Below are 14,936 nucleotides of genomic sequence, written 5' to 3' on the forward strand. Positions count from 1 at the left end.
GAACCTGCGCCGGGTCGGCTGCAACCGGTTCACGCGCTGATTTTTTGTATTTCCGTGATGTTCCTGACCGGGTTGTCCGAGGCGAAACGGACAATTGTTGCCCCGTTTTGCATGGGGCTGACCGTGCAGTTCAAAGAGCCGCCGGATTTTAGGATCAGTTCAGCCGACCATTCGGCCCGATTCTCGCGCGCGGTGACGAATTCGCGGATCTCGCCAAGGATCGGCGTGGCGGTGCAGTGCTCCTGCCATTGGCGTGTGATTTCCAGCACCGTTGCTGGTTCGAATCCTACTTCGCCGCTGTCGCCCCACAACACCTGATAGGCGTAATTTGTGATCGCCAGCGAACCGTCATCCGAAAACACCGCGATGGCATCAGCCAGCTTGTCCAGAATGGATTGCATAAGGTCCGTTTCAGCGCGGAACCGTCGGGTCAGTGTGATTTCGGCGGTGATATCTTCGAACAGGAAAGCCACGGCCCCATCGGGATGCGGGCGACCACTGACGGAATAGACCGATCCTGATGGCAGCGACCAGGTTTCCTGATAGTTCCCGTCCTGTGCCGCCTCCAGAAGGTCGTTCATCTGGCGCCGCCAACTGCGATAGTTCTTAGGCTCGGGCATCATATGCTGGTCGCGAAGCCGGTCAAAAAAGCTGGACAGGCTTGGGCGCAGGCTCAGGAAGTCGGGTGGCAGGGTGGTCAGATCGATCAGCGCTGGATTGAACAGGGCCAGTTGCCGGTTGCGGTCAAAGATCGCCAGACCAATGGAGAGCTGCGCGAAGGTTTTGGTCATGGTCTGCACAAACTTGCGCTGTGCTGTCTCGGCTTCGACAATCGCGTTGATATCGACCGCGTAACACAACTGATCCTGTTCGTGTGCGACCTGGGTCAGGTCAAACCAGAGCTTGGCATCGCTGTCCCGGACCGGAATCGAGACGCGTGTTTTTCGGCTCAGCTGCGCCTCGTCCTTGTGAGAAGGAAACAGAGGGTCCGTCAGATCAGCATCCGGTCCCGCGATCTTGCGAACCAACCGTACATAGGCCGCATTGCACCAGCCCACCTTATCACGGTGATCTATCAGCCAAACAGGGTAGGGCGCCTGCTCCATCGCCAAACGAATTGGATCGCGCTGGTCACGGCGTGGCGCAGGGATGGTCCCCGTCAGATCACGTAATTGAACCCGAATGATACCGTCGATCCACTCGCACAGAACCTCGCGCTCGACTGTGCAGTCGATGGCTGAAACGGCGATGTTGCCCCCGGACCGGACAATCTCGGGCGTTTCGGGGAAAGCGGGAAAATCACGTTGCAGCAAACGCCGCAGATCAGCCCAGTTGCTGACGGATTCGTAACCTGCCAGCGCAATATCGGAGTGGCTGATCAACCGGTCGCCATCGAACAGGAAGACAACATCGAACAGCGCTCCGGGCGCTGACAGCCCGAAATCTCTTGTTTTGGCCTGATGGCGTGGCAAGAGCCACAATATCGCAAAGCTGGCCGAAACCACACTGATTGCGGCCAGAACGATCCATTCGGCCATTGCTCCAACCCCCGGGTAAAACGTTTGAATCTATATGAACAACAATGGTTAACGGGGTCTTAACTCAGATCTGGAACGGTTGGTTGGCGCCCGAGGGAACCGGAGTGTCCCCGGTTTGCGCGTCGATCAGCTTGCGCGGCCAAACGACATTGACGATCGCCCCCCTGCGGTCCGGTTGGTCAGTCAGGGTCTGATAAGGGTCCGCGCCATTGGCGAAGCTCAGTTCGGCACCGCTGCGTTCCAGCAGGGTTTTGGCGATGAACAGACCTAGCCCCATGCCTTCGTATTCCGGCCGACTACTGCGATCGGCGCGGCGGCGGCGCATGAACGGGTCACCAATCCGACCTATGATGTGGGAGGGATAGCCGCGACCATCATCCATGATCGAAACGCTGATCCGGTCAGAGGTCCATTCAGCTTCGACCCAGACCGTCGACTGGGCAAAATCCACTGCGTTCTGGATCAGGTTGCGCAGCCCGTGAATGATCTCGGGCTTGCGCAGGATTGAGGGCTGCTGCACATCGCCATCCGCAACTGGTCCTTCGTCGAAATGCACCACTTTACCACGATTGATATGTGGCTCTGCCGCTTCATGGATCACGGTGGACAGAGGCGCCTGACGCAGGTGCAAATCATCTTTCCCAGCTCGGCCCATATCGCGCAGGATGTCGCGGCAGCGGTCAGCCTGTTCGCGGATCAAGGCTGCGTCCTCCATCAGCTCAGGCCGGTCGTCCAGCTCTTCGATCAGTTCTGAACTGGCCAGCTTGATCGTTGCCAGCGGCGTACCCAACTCATGCGCGGCTGCGGCCACCACACCACCAAGATCAGTCAGCTTTTGCTCGCGCGCCAGCGCCATATGGGTGGCCGAGAGCGCTTCAGACATCGATTGAACTTCGGAACTGATGCGGTGCGAATAGGCGCCGATGAAAACGATGGCGATGATAATCGCCGCCCAGTTTCCGAACAGCAAAATATCGGGGATATCCAGCACCAACCCCAGATTGGTTCTCAGCGGGAGGTGGAATTGCGCCAGCAACGTGGTCAGGATCACCGCAACGCTGCCGATGATCAGGGTCGAGCGGGTGCTCATTACATTTGCAGAAATCGTCACCGGGCCCAGCAACAGCAGCGCAAACGGGTTGTTTAGCCCCCCCGTCAGATACAACAGGATCGACAGCTGCAGCAGATCGAACAGCACCATCAGGAAGTTCTCGAATTCCGACAAGCGCTTGTTTTCGGGAAACAACAGAATCGCCGTGAGGTTACCCATCACCGAAATGCCGATGACGAAATAACACAATGCCAGCTCAAGCTGAACGTCGTAATATTTCTGTGCAACCGTGATGGCCGTAAATTGGCCGATAATGGCGACCCATCGCAGCAGGATCAGCGTGCGCAGCCTGATCCAGGTACTGCGCTCCTGCCCACGCCAAAGACTGGTGTTGGAATTCGTCATCTGTCGATTATGTCCTATTGCGTCGGTCCGACATGTTGATAGGTGTCCCGGCAGAATCGATCAACATCCCCTTTCGTATCAGGATACGCGCCATGGTTCGTCTTTATGCTATTCTCGCAACTGTTGTTCTTGCAATTGGTCTTGGCGCCATGTGGCTGTTGACGCGGGGCGGCGCGGACGACAAATACGCGCAGTGCCGCTCGTCTCAGATCGCGGGCGGGAGCGCGGCGATCGGCGGGCCGTTCGAACTGCTTAACGCCAAGGGTGAGACGGTAACCGACAAGGATGTGATCACCGAGCCCACGCTTGTCTACTTCGGTTATACCTTCTGCCCGGATGTTTGCCCCTTTGACATGTCGCGCAATGTCGACACGATCGATTTGCTGGCAGAGCGCGGTCAGTCGGTGACGCCGTTGTTCATTTCGATAGACCCGGATCGCGATACCCCCGAGGTTGTGGGCGATTTCGCATTCAACCTGCATGAACGCGTGATTGGCCTGACCGGATCGCCTGAGCAGATCAAGGCAGCCAGCAAGGCGTACAAGACCTATTACAAGGCCCAAGACAAAAGCGATGAGTATTATTTGGTCGACCACTCGACCTTTACCTATCTGATGACGCCCGAGGACGGGTTTCTGGAATTTTTCAAACGCGATGAAACGGCCGAGCAGATGGCGGACAAGATTGGCTGCTTCCTTGATCAGGCCTGATCCTCAACAGTCGGTTTGACCTTTGGAATGGCGCTGCTATTACTCATGTTTAAGCCAAGAGGCATGAAATAGCGGAAAGACCCACATATGGCAGACAGTTCCCAGCTTGAAATCGGCCCCGACAAATCGCTGCTGCTGGTAGATGATGACGAGCCGTTTCTGAGACGTCTGGCCAAGGCCATGGAAAAACGCGGATTCGAGGTTGAAACCGCGGGTTCCGTCGCCGCAGGCCGCGCCATTTCCACAGCCCGCCCACCTGCCTATGCCGTGGTTGATCTGCGACTTGAAGATGGCAATGGGCTGGACGTGGTTGAAGTGCTGCGCGAAAAACGCCCCGACAGCCGGGTCGTTGTTCTGACCGGATACGGTGCTATCGCCACTGCCGTTGCTGCGGTCAAGATCGGGGCCACGGACTACCTGTCCAAACCTGCCGACGCCACCGACATCACCAATGCTCTGCTAGCCAAGGGCGATGAACTGCCCCCGCCGCCTGAGAATCCCATGAGCGCCGACCGCGTCCGCTGGGAACATATCCAGCGCGTCTATGAGCTGTGCGACCGGAACGTCTCGGAAACCGCGCGCCGGTTGAACATGCACCGCCGGACGTTGCAGCGGATTCTGGCGAAGCGTAGTCCAAGGTAGACCAGTAAACTTAATAGTGTGTTTTCCCGGGCCGTTCCAAACTACCTTCAGGGCGCGGGTTGAGCCTGAGTTTGGAGCCTCAGCGCGTAATTCTTAAGGCAGGCAGAGTGCGCGCACTCTACTTTAGGCAATAACAGCAACTCATCAACCTTTGCCTGCAGCTTGCCGCCCATCGCCAGCATTCGATCATCCACGACGCTGTTCTGGTTGTACTTGTTCCAATACCTTTCACGAAACCGGCTGGACCGGTTGGGTGCATCTGTCGCTTTCGTGCCTTGCCCGCGCTGCCGCTTGAGCGCGAAACTGTCTCGCGTTTTCACCGGGTAGTGAATGACAGCAGCCCAATCGTGTGTAGACAGATGCTCGGGCGCGGCACCCAGCGCATGTCTTCGTCGCAATCCCGAACGATACATGTGTTCGTGCATCGGCAGGCCCGCAGCATTTACAAATTGCGATCCATCGTTTCGAAAGTCCGGTCGCAAGTAGGGCCGGTGCAGGCCAAACCCCCGTATTTTATCAGACTTTCGAAAAAGCGTTTTGAAGTAGCGATGCAAATTATGATCTGTATCGGCACGCTTTAGGAATCGTTGCGTGACCAGCCCCGGTTCCCACTTGTAGTTGCCCCCATTTCCAAAGATCAACCAATTCACCGCGACGCCTTCGGCGAAACCGGAACAGCGTTCGACGAGACCTGCGACCTGATTTTCATCGTTTGCACAGAAAAGAAACTCATCGCTATCAAGCCACATCAGCCAATCGGCATCGTTAAGCGAAGGATGCGCATAGGCCGTTTCCGCCGCTGTATGCTGTGGTACTTGCCCGGGTTTCAGATCTTGCAGAACATGGGAAATAACCCCGTTTTTATCCAGCGCATCAAGCAGCTCGGCGGTGCCGTCTGTCGAGTCATTGCTGTAAATCAGAATAGGATCAAATCCGACCAGCAGATGATACGCGACCCACTCAAGAATAAACGGCCCTTCATCCTTGGCGCAGGAGAATAGCCCGACCTTCATATCGGCTTGGCTTGAGTGGGTTTGATCATGATCGCGATTCTTCCTTGCACGGCCTATCTTCTGAAGATGATATTACGTTGAGTTTGAAAGGCATTTTCATAGCCACGATCAGAAAGTGAGGCAAACAGGCGTTCGGCGCTATCACCAAGATTCACGGTTTCCAGCTGTAGGTATTGGGGAAGCGCTGCATCTTCTGCGCTTTCAAGAAAAGGCATAAGAATGTTCGGCTCGTGCCCTTCAACATCAAGCTTGGCAAAATCGGCATCATGCAGATGTGTAAGCTCAAGCAGTGTTCGGGTCCGCACCTCAATCGTATCGTATTTTGACAGCTCCAGATACGCTGGGTCGATTGCCAAACGCGCCTGACCAAGATTGGTGGCCGTGTCGCCCCGCTTTTCTATAATAAGCGTCGCCTCACCAGTTTCGCCCGCGATCGCGAAAGTGTTCAGCTCCACGTTGCCAAATCCGTTCAGAGAGCAATTATTGCTGAGGCGTTCGGCTAGTGTCGGATTAGGCTCAAACGCATGAATCCGGGAGTCCGGGCTAAGAATTGACGACAAGAAAAGTGAATACAGACCAAAATTTGCCCCGATATCCAAAACCTTGAGAGTCTTCCCCGCAAAGCTTTCTTTCAGCCAATTCAGCTCAAGCTCTTCCGGAGACCGGCCCTTCTGCCAAAGAGAGAATTCGCTGAAATTGTCATAAGGGTGCAGGTGGATTCGAATGCCCCGGTAGGCGATCAACTGTGGCAGCAGTGACTTTCGGATCAGATTGCGCACCCGCCCTCGGCCTGTCAGATTGTACGCTTCACGTAAACACGCGTTGGCATATTCCATCTGCGCGTTCGTGACCGGTATCTGGCTGTCTGCGTCGCTCATCTGAACCTGCGTCCGATTATGGTCTTGTTTTAGCGGAAAATTAGCATAGGCCGAGCTCCTGATCTATTGGCGACCTAAATGCTGCCCAACAATTCCTGATGCCGCGCGGTATAGGCCTGCCGCACCTCAATCGGGGGACGCAGTTTGATCTGCAACCCCTCTAATATTGCCTTGTCCGGACGACCAAAGAACTTTGATGCTTCGGTATCAGAAAAACCCGCGATCTGCGTCGCCTCCATCCAGGCGCTGATCTTGTCCGCCTTCTTGATCTGGCGTTTCACTGTTTTTGGTACCACGGCGGGCAACCCAAAACGTATATGAATCGCAGCAGCCAGCCGGTCGTCTAAATCACCATAATCCGGGCCAACGGCGGATTTCACCGGAGAGATCATGTCACCAATCACATATTCGGGGGCATCGTGTAACAGTGCCGCCAACCGCCATTTCGTCGGTGCATTTGGTGCGATGCGGCCAAAAAGCTCTTCCACCAGCAGGGAATGCTCGGCCACGGAATAGGCAAAATCCCCGTTGGTCTGACCGTTCCACCGCGCCACAAAGGCCAGCCCGTGCGCGATATCTTCGATCTCGATATCCACGGGTGTCGGGTCCAGCAAATCCAGCCGACGGCCCGACAGCATTCTTTGCCACGCTCTGGGTTGTGTTGCCATTTTACCATGCCTTGTGAACTGGGACACGTTCAATTCGCGTTCTTGTGGTATGATGTATCTGTCTGGATCACATGCTGCCAACAATTTCTTGAGCATTCGTGCTTTGAACCTGCGCGATACGATCCCGACATCAAGGACTGAGGGGGGTGCTGACTCCTCCCAGTTGCGCCCTCTCGAAACGAAACTCGTATCGAAAGGAGCTTGCTATGTTCAAGCGTTTGTTTGCAATAACCCTGACCTTCGGAATGGCCGCAACCGCGCCACCTGCCTTTGCCCAGAACTGCGCAGAGCGCGAGCACGTGATTACCAAACTGCAAGACAATTACTCCGAGGAATTAACCTTTGGCGGTCTTCAGAAATCACGTGGCGGGCAGACGGTCATGGAGGTTTGGACCTCGAAGGAAACGGGAAGTTATACCGTTTTGGTGACCCAGGCGAACGGCATGAGTTGTATTGTCGCCGTTGGCACTGATTTTTTTGAAGCGATCCCCAAAATCAAGGCAGAGGGTACGCCAAGCTGATATTTTGTCACCAGACTTCCTGTTTCCGGCCATCCACATTGCCTCCTGTCCCAAGGAATGCTAGGGGCAGCCCGGACCAAGATTTACCGGAGTGGAGAACCTGATGGCCGGGGACTATATCGTTAAGGACATTTCGCTGGCCGGGTTTGGCCGCAAGGAACTGGATATCGCTGAAACGGAAATGCCGGGGCTGATGTCCCTGCGCGCCGAATATGGCGAAAGCAAGCCGCTGAAAGGCGCGCGGATCGTCGGTTCGCTGCATATGACCATCCAAACCGCCGTTCTGATCGAAACGCTGGTGGCGCTGGGCGCTGATGTGCGCTGGGCGTCGTGCAACATCTTCTCAACGCAGGACCACGCGGCGGCGGCGATTGCCGAGGCTGGTATTCCCGTTTTCGCCATCAAGGGCCAGACGCTGGAAGAGCATTGGGATTACCTGGACAAATCCTTCCTGTTCGACGAAGGCCCCAACATGATCCTGGACGATGGCGGCGACGCGACGCTGTATATCCTGCTGGGTGCCCGCGCCGAAGCGGGTGAGGACATCATCCCCGTTCCTGGTTCGGAAGAGGAAGAGGTGATCAAGAAGCAGATCGCCAAGCGCATGGCCGCGTCTCCGGGCTGGTTCACCAAAATGCGCGACCAGATCCAAGGCGTCTCTGAAGAAACCACCACCGGTGTAAACCGCCTGTATCAGCTGGTGAAAGATGGCCACCTGCCGTTCCCGGCGATCAACGTGAACGACTCGGTCACCAAGTCGAAGTTCGACAACAAATACGGCTGCAAGGAATCGCTGGTAGACGGTATTCGCCGCGCCACCGACACCATGATGGCCGGTAAGGTTGCCGTGGTCTGCGGCTATGGTGACGTGGGCAAAGGATCGGCGGCTTCGCTGCGTGGCGCAGGCGCCCGCGTGAAAGTGACCGAGGTCGACCCGATTTGCGCGCTGCAAGCGGCCATGGACGGGTTCGAAGTCACCCTGCTGGAAGACGAAGTCGCAAACGCGGATATCTTCATCACCACCACCGGCAACAAGGACGTGATCCGCATCGAGCATATGCGCGAGATGAAGGACATGGCGATCGTCGGCAACATCGGCCATTTCGACAACGAAATTCAGGTAGCCAGCCTGAAGAACCACAAATGGACCAACATCAAGGAACAGGTGGACATGATCGAGATGCCCTCGGGCAACCGCATTATCCTGCTGTCCGAAGGTCGCTTGCTGAACCTTGGCAACGCCACCGGTCACCCCTCGTTCGTGATGTCGGCCTCTTTCACCAACCAAGTCCTGGCCCAGATCGAGCTGTTCACCAAAGGCAATGAATACAAGAACGAAGTCTACATCCTGCCCAAGCATCTGGACGAAAAAGTTGCCCGTCTTCATCTGGACCGGATCGGCGTGAAGCTGACCCAGATGGACAGCGATCAGGCGGCCTATATCGGCGTGAAACCCGAAGGCCCCTATAAGCCGGAACACTACCGCTACTAAGTGCGAAAGACGCATGACCAAAGCTTCTGGACGCCGCCGAATCCTGCTTTCGGCGGCGTCTTTTCTTTTTGGCCTCTTAACGCTGTTGACCGTGTTGGGCGGCGGCGTATGGTGGCTGCTTGCCCATCCCAATACGCCTGTACCCCCGCACTGGAACCCGCTGCGTGATCTGAACGTGACGGCCCCGGTCACCCCGGTCACCCCTTACCAGTTGAACCGCGCACTGGCGGATGACGCTTTATGCCGTGCAGCCTTGGCCGAGGCTGGAGCTCGGTTTGATCCGCTGGACGATCTGGTGGAGGACCAGAATTGCGGAATCGAGGGACGCGGCCGGTTGTCCGGTCTGGTGAACGCCCGCGTCACTGCAGTCGAGACCCGGTGTGCCACAACTTTGCGGCTTGTCATGTGGGAACACCATGTTGTGCAACCCGCTGCGCAGCAACTACTGGGGACTTCCGTCAGCAGATTGCGCCAGATCGGCAGCTATAACTGCCGCCGGATGCGCACCGCGCAAGGACAAGACAATGGTTGGAGCAGTCACGCCACTGCGGACGCGATCGACATCGTCGGAATGGATCTCTCGGACGGGCGCAGCTTGAACCTGCTGGCTGACTGGGACGCTGACGGGCCCGAGGCCGATTTTCTGCGCCAGATCTGGCGCGGAGCCTGTGACTGGTTCCGCGTGGTGCTTGGCCCTGATTACAACCGCTTACATGCCGATCACTTCCACCTGCAGGGGCCCGGCTGGGGCTACTGCCGATAGTACCTCAGCGTAGAGGTGGGATAAAATCGCCGCGGCCCTGTGGTGTGAAATCCAGCACATTCCACAAAGGCCAAGCTGCATCCACATGCCGGGGATGCCAGTCGCTGGGTTCAAAGAACAGCTCGGAACTCCAGAAGTGATGAATGCCATCAGGGAGCTGTTGAAAGACATTCAGGATGGGAAGCTGATCGCCCCCTTCGGTCTGGGCCAGATAGTCGCTCTGGTAATTCGTCCCTAGTGCAGAATAGAGCGGCAGCGCACTCCAACCCATCTCATCCTTGAGCGCCGAGAGTTTTTCGGGCGTATTCTGCGCCACTACGGCGACCGAGGCGTTCTGCTTCAGATGATGAACCTGAGAGTTCAGCCCGTCCAGAAACGCCGAACACATAGGGCAGGGGCGTTCCGCGTCGGGTCCGTACATCAGCGAATAGATAATCAGCGTATCCTTGTCGCCAAACAGCGACGACATAGGCGCACCCTCGCCTGCAAGATCTCGGAACGCATAATCGTTAGGGGTTTTGCCTCCGGTTGGAAGAGAACGGCGCAAGGCCGCGACCTCTTCAACCTTTGCTCTCAGGTCCCGCTCGGCGGATAGAAGTGCATTACGAGCTAACCGATATTCGGTGGTTTCATTCGGTAACGTTACGGGCATGGGGACCTCCGGGAATCATAATTAACAAAAATGTTAAATAATAAATCTGAAAAAATCAAATCACCGAGTCCCGCGAAGTTCAGCCTAGGGGGAAACCTTGTGATTTTTCCCTTTTGGGAATTCCGCCGACAAGGCTAGTCTCTCGTGCATCGGTAAAAAGTTCCGTGACAATGGATTAAGGAGATTGGGACATGGGCAAACGCGACGAATTGATCGCCAAATACGCTGAAGATCTAAAAGGCAAATGCGGGATGGACCCCGATATGGACCTGCTGACCAAGGTCACCATCGGTTGCGGTCCGGCGATCTATGACGCGGATGCGTCGACAGTGGCGGCCAGCCAGGAAGGCGAGCTTGAGACGGTCAAGAACAACTTCCTCATCAAAAAGCTGGGCCTGTCGGATGGTCCCGAACTGATGGAAGGGATTAACAAGGCCATGGAGACCTATGGCATGTCCGAGCGTAACAAGTACCGCGCTGTCGTCTATTACATGCTGACCAAGCATTTCGGCAAAGAATCGGTCTATAGCTGATCCAGCCAAGAACCATTACAGCACCCGTCGGTCTTACCGGCGGGTGTTTTGTATTTGATTGAAACTCTAAATACTTGGCGTTTGAAGCGCGGTTCTGAAATCGGCTAAGGTCAGGTCATGACCAGGACGGTCAGAACCAATAGATTTCCGTATGCGTGTGGTGAGCTTGGGAGCACGCGGGGTAGGGAAGGTTCTGAAGTCGTCAGGGCCTTCCCTTTTCATTCAATCCGCCTCTGTCTCGCCCAAAGCGCAGATCAACTGCCATTCTGTATCGCTGACCGGCTGCACTGAAAGGCGTGAATTCTTGACCAGAACCATTTCACCCAAACGCTCATCCGCCTTGATCTGATCCAGTTTGACCGGGATTGTGAAAGACCGGACGGCTTTGATATCCACGCATTCCCAACGCTCATCATCGGTTGTGCTGTCGGGATGGGCCTCGGCACAGACTTCGACAATGCCGACAATCTCCTTGTCCTTTTGCGAGTGGTAGAAAAAACCCCGGTCACCAATCTGCATCTGACGCATGAAATTGCGGGCCTGGTAGTTGCGCACCCCATCCCATTCCTCGCCCGCGTCCCCCTTGCCGACCTGCTGATCCCAGCTCCAGGTCGAGGGTTCGGATTTGAACAGCCAATACGCCATCAGCCGATGACCTTTTTCCACGGGATCAATTCAACCGAGTCGAACAGGTCGGCCAGCGCGTAGGGGTCATTTGCGGCCCAGGCCTCAGCGGCGGCCAGATTCTCGACATCCAGAATGACCAGCGATCCGATCATCGCATCGCCGTCCAGTAACGGCCCGGCCTGCGCCACAACACCGGTTTCTTCAATGTAAGCCAGATGGGCGGTGCGGTTGTCCAGACGGGTCTGTAGGGCACCAGCTTTATCCCGGGCGATCAGGGCGATGAGCATATTATTCCTCCTTGAGTGGGCGACCCAGCAGGGCCTGAATCGCGTCGGTGACACTGTAGGCACCGCTGCTGAGTTTCGCCACCGTTGCGCTGATGGGCATGTCTAACCCTTCGCTCGCTGCGATTTCGGACATGGCCTGCGCAGTGGCGACACCTTCGACGGTTGTCGTGGTGTCAAATGGCTTGTTTAGACCCAAACAAAGGCCAAAACGATAGTTTCGCGACAATTCGGATGAGCAGGTTAGAACCAGATCACCCAGCCCCGATAGCCCCATCAGCGTATCGGGCCGTGCCCCGCGCTGGGCGGCAAAGCGCTGCATCTCGGCAAATCCGCGCGTGATCAACGCAGCGCGGGCGCTATCGCCAAGCCCTGCACCAATGGCCGCGCCGCAACCAATAGCCATCACATTCTTTAGCGCTCCACCTAGCTCTGCCCCGATGGTATCGGCGGTACGATAAAGACGCAGATTGGCAGTTGTCAGCTCTTGCTGAAGCGCTTCACCCAGTTCGGCATCATCACAAGCCAGCGTCAACGCCGTAGGCAAACCGCGCGCGATATCATCGGCAAAGCTGGGGCCAGTCAGCAAGGCCGGAAGTGCGTCCGGAACGGTTTGACGGATGACTGCAACGGGACCCAGCCCCGTGGACAGTTCGATCCCCTTGCAGCAAGCCACCAAAACCTTGCCGCCCAGTTCGCCGGTATATTGCGTCAACGCATCGCGCAGCTTTTGCATTGGAACGGCCAGTAACAACACATCGGATTGCGCCGCTTGTTCTAATTCAGCTGTCACTGAAACACTGGCGGGCAATGTAACGCCAGGCAATCGTCGCGGGTTCTCGCGCCCGTGCTGCATCTGCGCTGCTTGCTCGGCATCTCGTGACCAGAGAGTTACAGGCCCATTGCCCGCCAAAGATATCGCCAGAGCGGTTCCAAATGCGCCAGAACCAAGGACGGTCACGCTCATGCCTTGGCCCCTTTTTTGCCGCTACCCAGCATTGCAGGGCTGGTTTGATCCAAGGGCCAGCGGGGCCGCGCCGTCAGATCCAACCCATCTCGTGCACCGGTGCGGAATCGTTCCATACCCGCATAGGCGATCATTGCGGCATTATCAGTGCACAAAGCCAGCGGAGGGGCAGTAAATCGGGCGCCCATTTCCGCGGAAACAGTCTCTAATCCTGCGCGAATAGCGGAATTTGCTGCGACACCTCCGGCAACGGCAATAACCGGTTCTGACGGTGATGTCTCAAGATACTGGGCAATCGCGCGGCGGGTTTTCTCAGCCAAGGTATCAACAATAGCCTGCTGAAAACCGGCACACAGATCAGCGCGATCTTGTCGGGTCAGCCCCCCTTTTTCGGCTACGACCTTATCCCGCATCCGCATCAGCGCGGTCTTGAGTCCCGAAAAAGACAGGTCACATCCGGGGCGATCCAGAAGGGGCCGGGGAAAGCGGAAACGTTTGGCATCACCCGCGCGCGCCTCAGCCTCGACCGAGGGGCCACCGGGCTGGGGTAAGCCCAACAGACGGGCGGTCTTGTCGAAGGCTTCACCGGGGGCATCGTCGATCGTCCCCCCAAGGCGGGTAAACTGTTCCGGTCCATGAGCGATCAGATATTGGCAGTGACCACCCGAGACCAGCAGCATCAGGTAGGGAAAAGCAATCTCGTCGGTCAGTCTTGGTGTCAGCGCGTGCCCGGCCAAATGGTTCACCCCGATTAGCGGCAACCCGGTTGCTGCGCTTAGGCCCTTTGCGCACATCACGCCGGATATTACGCCGCCAATTAAGCCGGGACCGGCGGTGACAGCGATAGCGTCCAGATCATCTAAGCCAATTTCGGCCTGTGTTAGAGCCTGTTTGATGCAAATATCCAGCTTTTCCGCATGCGCACGCGCTGCGATCTCAGGCACAACGCCACCATAGGCGCTGTGCAACTCAGTCTGGCCATGCACCACGGATGACAGGATCTCGGCCGCTACGCCTGTGCCCTGCCGCACAACGGCGGCTGCGGTATCGTCGCAGCTGCTTTCCAGTCCAAGGACGGTAAGTGTTTGCACCATAGGCCTGATCCGTTGCATCATGATTGCCAAGCGGGGTATCACCCCGCGCGGATGCAAACAATCCCAAGGCCGAAGGCGCCGACCGTTGTATTTGTTGATGACCCGCCCTCGCGCCGCCTCGGACAGGTTCGTTGCGCAACTGCCGGACCACATTCGGTCGCAAGTCGCGGTTATCCATTCACCCTTGTTAAAGATCGAACCGCTGGGTGTCATGGTTGAGTCCGATGATTCTGCTGGACTGATCTTTTCCTCGGCAAATGGCGTGAACGCCGCCGCCCTATTGAATGTGGAACGCAGCCTGCCCGCCTATTGCGTTGGTCCGGTGACCACGCAGGCAGCGCAGGCGGCTGGGTGGGATGCTCAGATGCTGGGTGCGACGGCCGAAGGGCTGGTGGCCAATCTGCTCAAACTCAAGCCAAACAGCCCGCTGCTACATCTGCGCGGAGAACACAGCCGTGGCAACGTCGCCGCGCGTTTGACTGAATCCGGGCTGACCACCCGCGAACAGCCGATTTATCGGCAACAGCTTTTGCCGCTGAGTGATGAGGCTTCCCACGCCGCCGAGGGTGATCAGCCCATCATCGCCCCGCTATTTTCGCCCCGCACAGCGCGACAATTTGCCGATGTCTGGGCCGGATCCGCGCCTCTGTGGCTGGCCGCGATCAGCGAAGCCACAGCGGAACCCCTTAAAACACTGAGTTTCGAGCGGCTGAAGATCGCGGATGAACCGACCCCGGACAAAATGCAGAAAGCCGTGAAAAAACTCGTGAAACACGTGATGCGGGTTGAGGGCGCGCCGGGTGCAGATTAACTTGGGTTAGTCTGTTGTTCATGTGTTTTGGGAATCGATAAGGGGATTAACGCGGTGGCTGATAAGAAGAAACCCGATCAGGAACCGGTCGAAGACCCCAGCGTCGAAGAGGTGGTAGAAGCCGCCGAGACCGAAAGTGATGCAGTCTCGGATGAGAAATCCGTTGACGCGGATAACACTGCGGACGAATTGACTTCCGAAGCCGAAGCCGAAGCCGAAGCCGAAGCCGAAGCCGAAGCCGAAGCCGAAGCCGAAGCCGAAGCCGAAGCCGAAGCCGAAGCCGAAGC

At 56.8% G+C, this 14,936-nt stretch carries 17 protein-coding genes and 1 pseudogene; 8 read left to right on the forward strand and 10 right to left on the reverse strand.

From position 1 onward, the window contains the following. Nucleotides 1-29: 29 nt before the first annotated feature. Nucleotides 30-1,538, reverse strand: coding sequence for a PAS-domain containing protein (locus ACR0A1_RS20335; protein ID WP_170587322.1), 1,509 nt, complete (start codon nt 1,536-1,538; stop codon nt 30-32). Nucleotides 1,539-1,602: 64 nt separating this feature from the next. Next, nucleotides 1,603-2,994 (reverse strand): sensor histidine kinase RegB, encoded by a 1,392-nt coding sequence (gene regB, locus ACR0A1_RS20340; RefSeq protein WP_170397866.1) that lies wholly within the window; start codon nt 2,992-2,994, stop codon nt 1,603-1,605. A 92-nt stretch (nt 2,995-3,086) separates the two neighbouring features. On the opposite strand from regB, the gene ACR0A1_RS20345 reads away from it, so the two are divergent. Together ACR0A1_RS20345 and ACR0A1_RS20350 are read left to right on the forward strand one after the other, a co-directional pair. After that, nucleotides 3,087-3,704 (forward strand): SCO family protein, encoded by a 618-nt coding sequence (locus ACR0A1_RS20345; RefSeq protein ID WP_170397869.1) that lies wholly within the window; start codon nt 3,087-3,089, stop codon nt 3,702-3,704. A gap of 87 nt (nt 3,705-3,791) precedes the next feature. After that, on the forward strand, nt 3,792-4,346 hold the full coding sequence (locus ACR0A1_RS20350) for an ActR/PrrA/RegA family redox response regulator transcription factor (RefSeq protein WP_039542641.1): 555 nt from the start codon (nt 3,792-3,794) through the stop codon (nt 4,344-4,346). 47 nt (nt 4,347-4,393) lie between these two features. Here ACR0A1_RS20350 and ACR0A1_RS20355 read toward each other — a convergent pair whose 3' ends face one another. The 3 genes from ACR0A1_RS20355 to ACR0A1_RS20365 all read right to left on the reverse strand — a co-directional run bounded on the left by ACR0A1_RS20355 (nt 4,394) and on the right by ACR0A1_RS20365 (nt 6,905). After that, entirely contained in the window at nt 4,394-5,359 is a 966-nt protein-coding gene (locus tag ACR0A1_RS20355) for a glycosyltransferase family 2 protein (RefSeq protein ID WP_480869023.1), read from the reverse strand. 53 nt (nt 5,360-5,412) lie between these two features. After that, nucleotides 5,413-6,237, reverse strand: a complete 825-nt coding sequence (locus ACR0A1_RS20360) for an FkbM family methyltransferase (protein ID WP_480869025.1) — start codon at nt 6,235-6,237, stop codon at nt 5,413-5,415. A gap of 74 nt (nt 6,238-6,311) precedes the next feature. Then, nucleotides 6,312-6,905, reverse strand: coding sequence for an HD domain-containing protein (locus tag ACR0A1_RS20365; RefSeq protein WP_170397878.1), 594 nt, complete (start codon nt 6,903-6,905; stop codon nt 6,312-6,314). Between the two features lie 206 nt (nt 6,906-7,111). Here ACR0A1_RS20365 and ACR0A1_RS20370 point away from each other — a divergent pair, with 206 nt between their 5' ends. The 3 genes from ACR0A1_RS20370 (at nt 7,112) to ACR0A1_RS20380 (ending at nt 9,681) form a co-directional block, all read left to right on the forward strand. Then, complete coding sequence (locus tag ACR0A1_RS20370) at nt 7,112-7,426, forward strand: hypothetical protein (RefSeq protein WP_170397881.1); 315 nt, start codon at nt 7,112-7,114, stop codon at nt 7,424-7,426. A gap of 103 nt (nt 7,427-7,529) precedes the next feature. After that, nucleotides 7,530-8,918, forward strand: coding sequence for an adenosylhomocysteinase (ahcY, locus tag ACR0A1_RS20375; protein ID WP_480754864.1), 1,389 nt, complete (start codon nt 7,530-7,532; stop codon nt 8,916-8,918). A gap of 13 nt (nt 8,919-8,931) precedes the next feature. Beyond that, nucleotides 8,932-9,681 (forward strand): extensin-like domain-containing protein, encoded by a 750-nt coding sequence (locus ACR0A1_RS20380; protein WP_480869028.1) that lies wholly within the window; start codon nt 8,932-8,934, stop codon nt 9,679-9,681. A gap of 4 nt (nt 9,682-9,685) precedes the next feature. Here the strand turns inward: ACR0A1_RS20380 and ACR0A1_RS20385 are convergent, their stop codons facing one another. Then, entirely contained in the window at nt 9,686-10,333 is a 648-nt protein-coding gene (locus ACR0A1_RS20385) for a DUF899 family protein (protein WP_480869030.1), read from the reverse strand. A 191-nt stretch (nt 10,334-10,524) separates the two neighbouring features. On the opposite strand from ACR0A1_RS20385, the gene ACR0A1_RS20390 reads away from it, so the two are divergent. Next, on the forward strand, nt 10,525-10,866 hold the full coding sequence (locus ACR0A1_RS20390; protein ID WP_170397892.1) for a DUF2853 family protein: 342 nt from the start codon (nt 10,525-10,527) through the stop codon (nt 10,864-10,866). A gap of 222 nt (nt 10,867-11,088) precedes the next feature. On the opposite strand, the gene ACR0A1_RS20395 is transcribed toward ACR0A1_RS20390, so the two are convergent. Genes ACR0A1_RS20395 through tsaD form a run of 4 tightly spaced genes read right to left on the reverse strand, consistent with a single transcriptional unit; the run spans nt 11,089 to nt 13,838 of the window. After that, on the reverse strand, nt 11,089-11,511 hold the full coding sequence (locus ACR0A1_RS20395; protein ID WP_170397911.1) for an EVE domain-containing protein: 423 nt from the start codon (nt 11,509-11,511) through the stop codon (nt 11,089-11,091). After that, entirely contained in the window at nt 11,511-11,780 is a 270-nt protein-coding gene (locus tag ACR0A1_RS20400; RefSeq protein WP_170397914.1) for a YciI family protein, read from the reverse strand. Before ACR0A1_RS20400 ends, ACR0A1_RS20395 begins: the two co-directional genes overlap by 1 nt. Before the next feature lies 1 nt (nt 11,781). Further along, a complete protein-coding gene (locus ACR0A1_RS20405; protein WP_480869033.1) occupies nt 11,782-12,744 on the reverse strand; it encodes an NAD(P)H-dependent glycerol-3-phosphate dehydrogenase in 963 nt (320 codons plus the stop codon). Further along, complete coding sequence (gene tsaD / locus ACR0A1_RS20410) at nt 12,741-13,838, reverse strand: tRNA (adenosine(37)-N6)-threonylcarbamoyltransferase complex transferase subunit TsaD (protein WP_480754857.1); 1,098 nt, start codon at nt 13,836-13,838, stop codon at nt 12,741-12,743. The genes ACR0A1_RS20405 and tsaD overlap by 4 nt, the downstream gene beginning before the upstream one ends. 97 nt (nt 13,839-13,935) lie before the next feature. Between tsaD and ACR0A1_RS20415 the strand changes: the two genes are divergently transcribed. Continuing rightward, nucleotides 13,936-14,649, forward strand: a complete 714-nt coding sequence (locus tag ACR0A1_RS20415) for a uroporphyrinogen-III synthase (protein WP_480869035.1) — start codon at nt 13,936-13,938, stop codon at nt 14,647-14,649. Between the two features lie 54 nt (nt 14,650-14,703). Beyond that, nucleotides 14,704-14,936, forward strand: a pseudogene (locus tag ACR0A1_RS20420) (hypothetical protein); the annotation flags it as partial.

Source organism: Ruegeria sp. D6 (assembly GCF_056534365.1).

Coding starts and splice junctions, on each gene's coding strand:
- ACR0A1_RS20335 (WP_170587322.1), bottom strand. CDS start 1,538: ATGGCCGAATGGATCGTTCTGGCCGCAATCAGTGTGGTTTCGGCCAGC.
- regB (WP_170397866.1), bottom strand. CDS start 2,994: ATGACGAATTCCAACACCAGTCTTTGGCGTGGGCAGGAGCGCAGTACC.
- ACR0A1_RS20345 (WP_170397869.1), top strand. CDS start 3,087: ATGGTTCGTCTTTATGCTATTCTCGCAACTGTTGTTCTTGCAATTGGT.
- ACR0A1_RS20350 (WP_039542641.1), top strand. CDS start 3,792: ATGGCAGACAGTTCCCAGCTTGAAATCGGCCCCGACAAATCGCTGCTG.
- ACR0A1_RS20355 (WP_480869023.1), bottom strand. CDS start 5,359: ATGAAGGTCGGGCTATTCTCCTGCGCCAAGGATGAAGGGCCGTTTATT.
- ACR0A1_RS20360 (WP_480869025.1), bottom strand. CDS start 6,237: ATGAGCGACGCAGACAGCCAGATACCGGTCACGAACGCGCAGATGGAA.
- ACR0A1_RS20365 (WP_170397878.1), bottom strand. CDS start 6,905: ATGGCAACACAACCCAGAGCGTGGCAAAGAATGCTGTCGGGCCGTCGG.
- ACR0A1_RS20370 (WP_170397881.1), top strand. CDS start 7,112: ATGTTCAAGCGTTTGTTTGCAATAACCCTGACCTTCGGAATGGCCGCA.
- ahcY (WP_480754864.1), top strand. CDS start 7,530: ATGGCCGGGGACTATATCGTTAAGGACATTTCGCTGGCCGGGTTTGGC.
- ACR0A1_RS20380 (WP_480869028.1), top strand. CDS start 8,932: ATGACCAAAGCTTCTGGACGCCGCCGAATCCTGCTTTCGGCGGCGTCT.
- ACR0A1_RS20385 (WP_480869030.1), bottom strand. CDS start 10,333: ATGCCCGTAACGTTACCGAATGAAACCACCGAATATCGGTTAGCTCGT.
- ACR0A1_RS20390 (WP_170397892.1), top strand. CDS start 10,525: ATGGGCAAACGCGACGAATTGATCGCCAAATACGCTGAAGATCTAAAA.
- ACR0A1_RS20395 (WP_170397911.1), bottom strand. CDS start 11,511: ATGGCGTATTGGCTGTTCAAATCCGAACCCTCGACCTGGAGCTGGGAT.
- ACR0A1_RS20400 (WP_170397914.1), bottom strand. CDS start 11,780: ATGCTCATCGCCCTGATCGCCCGGGATAAAGCTGGTGCCCTACAGACC.
- ACR0A1_RS20405 (WP_480869033.1), bottom strand. CDS start 12,744: ATGAGCGTGACCGTCCTTGGTTCTGGCGCATTTGGAACCGCTCTGGCG.
- tsaD (WP_480754857.1), bottom strand. CDS start 13,838: ATGGTGCAAACACTTACCGTCCTTGGACTGGAAAGCAGCTGCGACGAT.
- ACR0A1_RS20415 (WP_480869035.1), top strand. CDS start 13,936: ATGACCCGCCCTCGCGCCGCCTCGGACAGGTTCGTTGCGCAACTGCCG.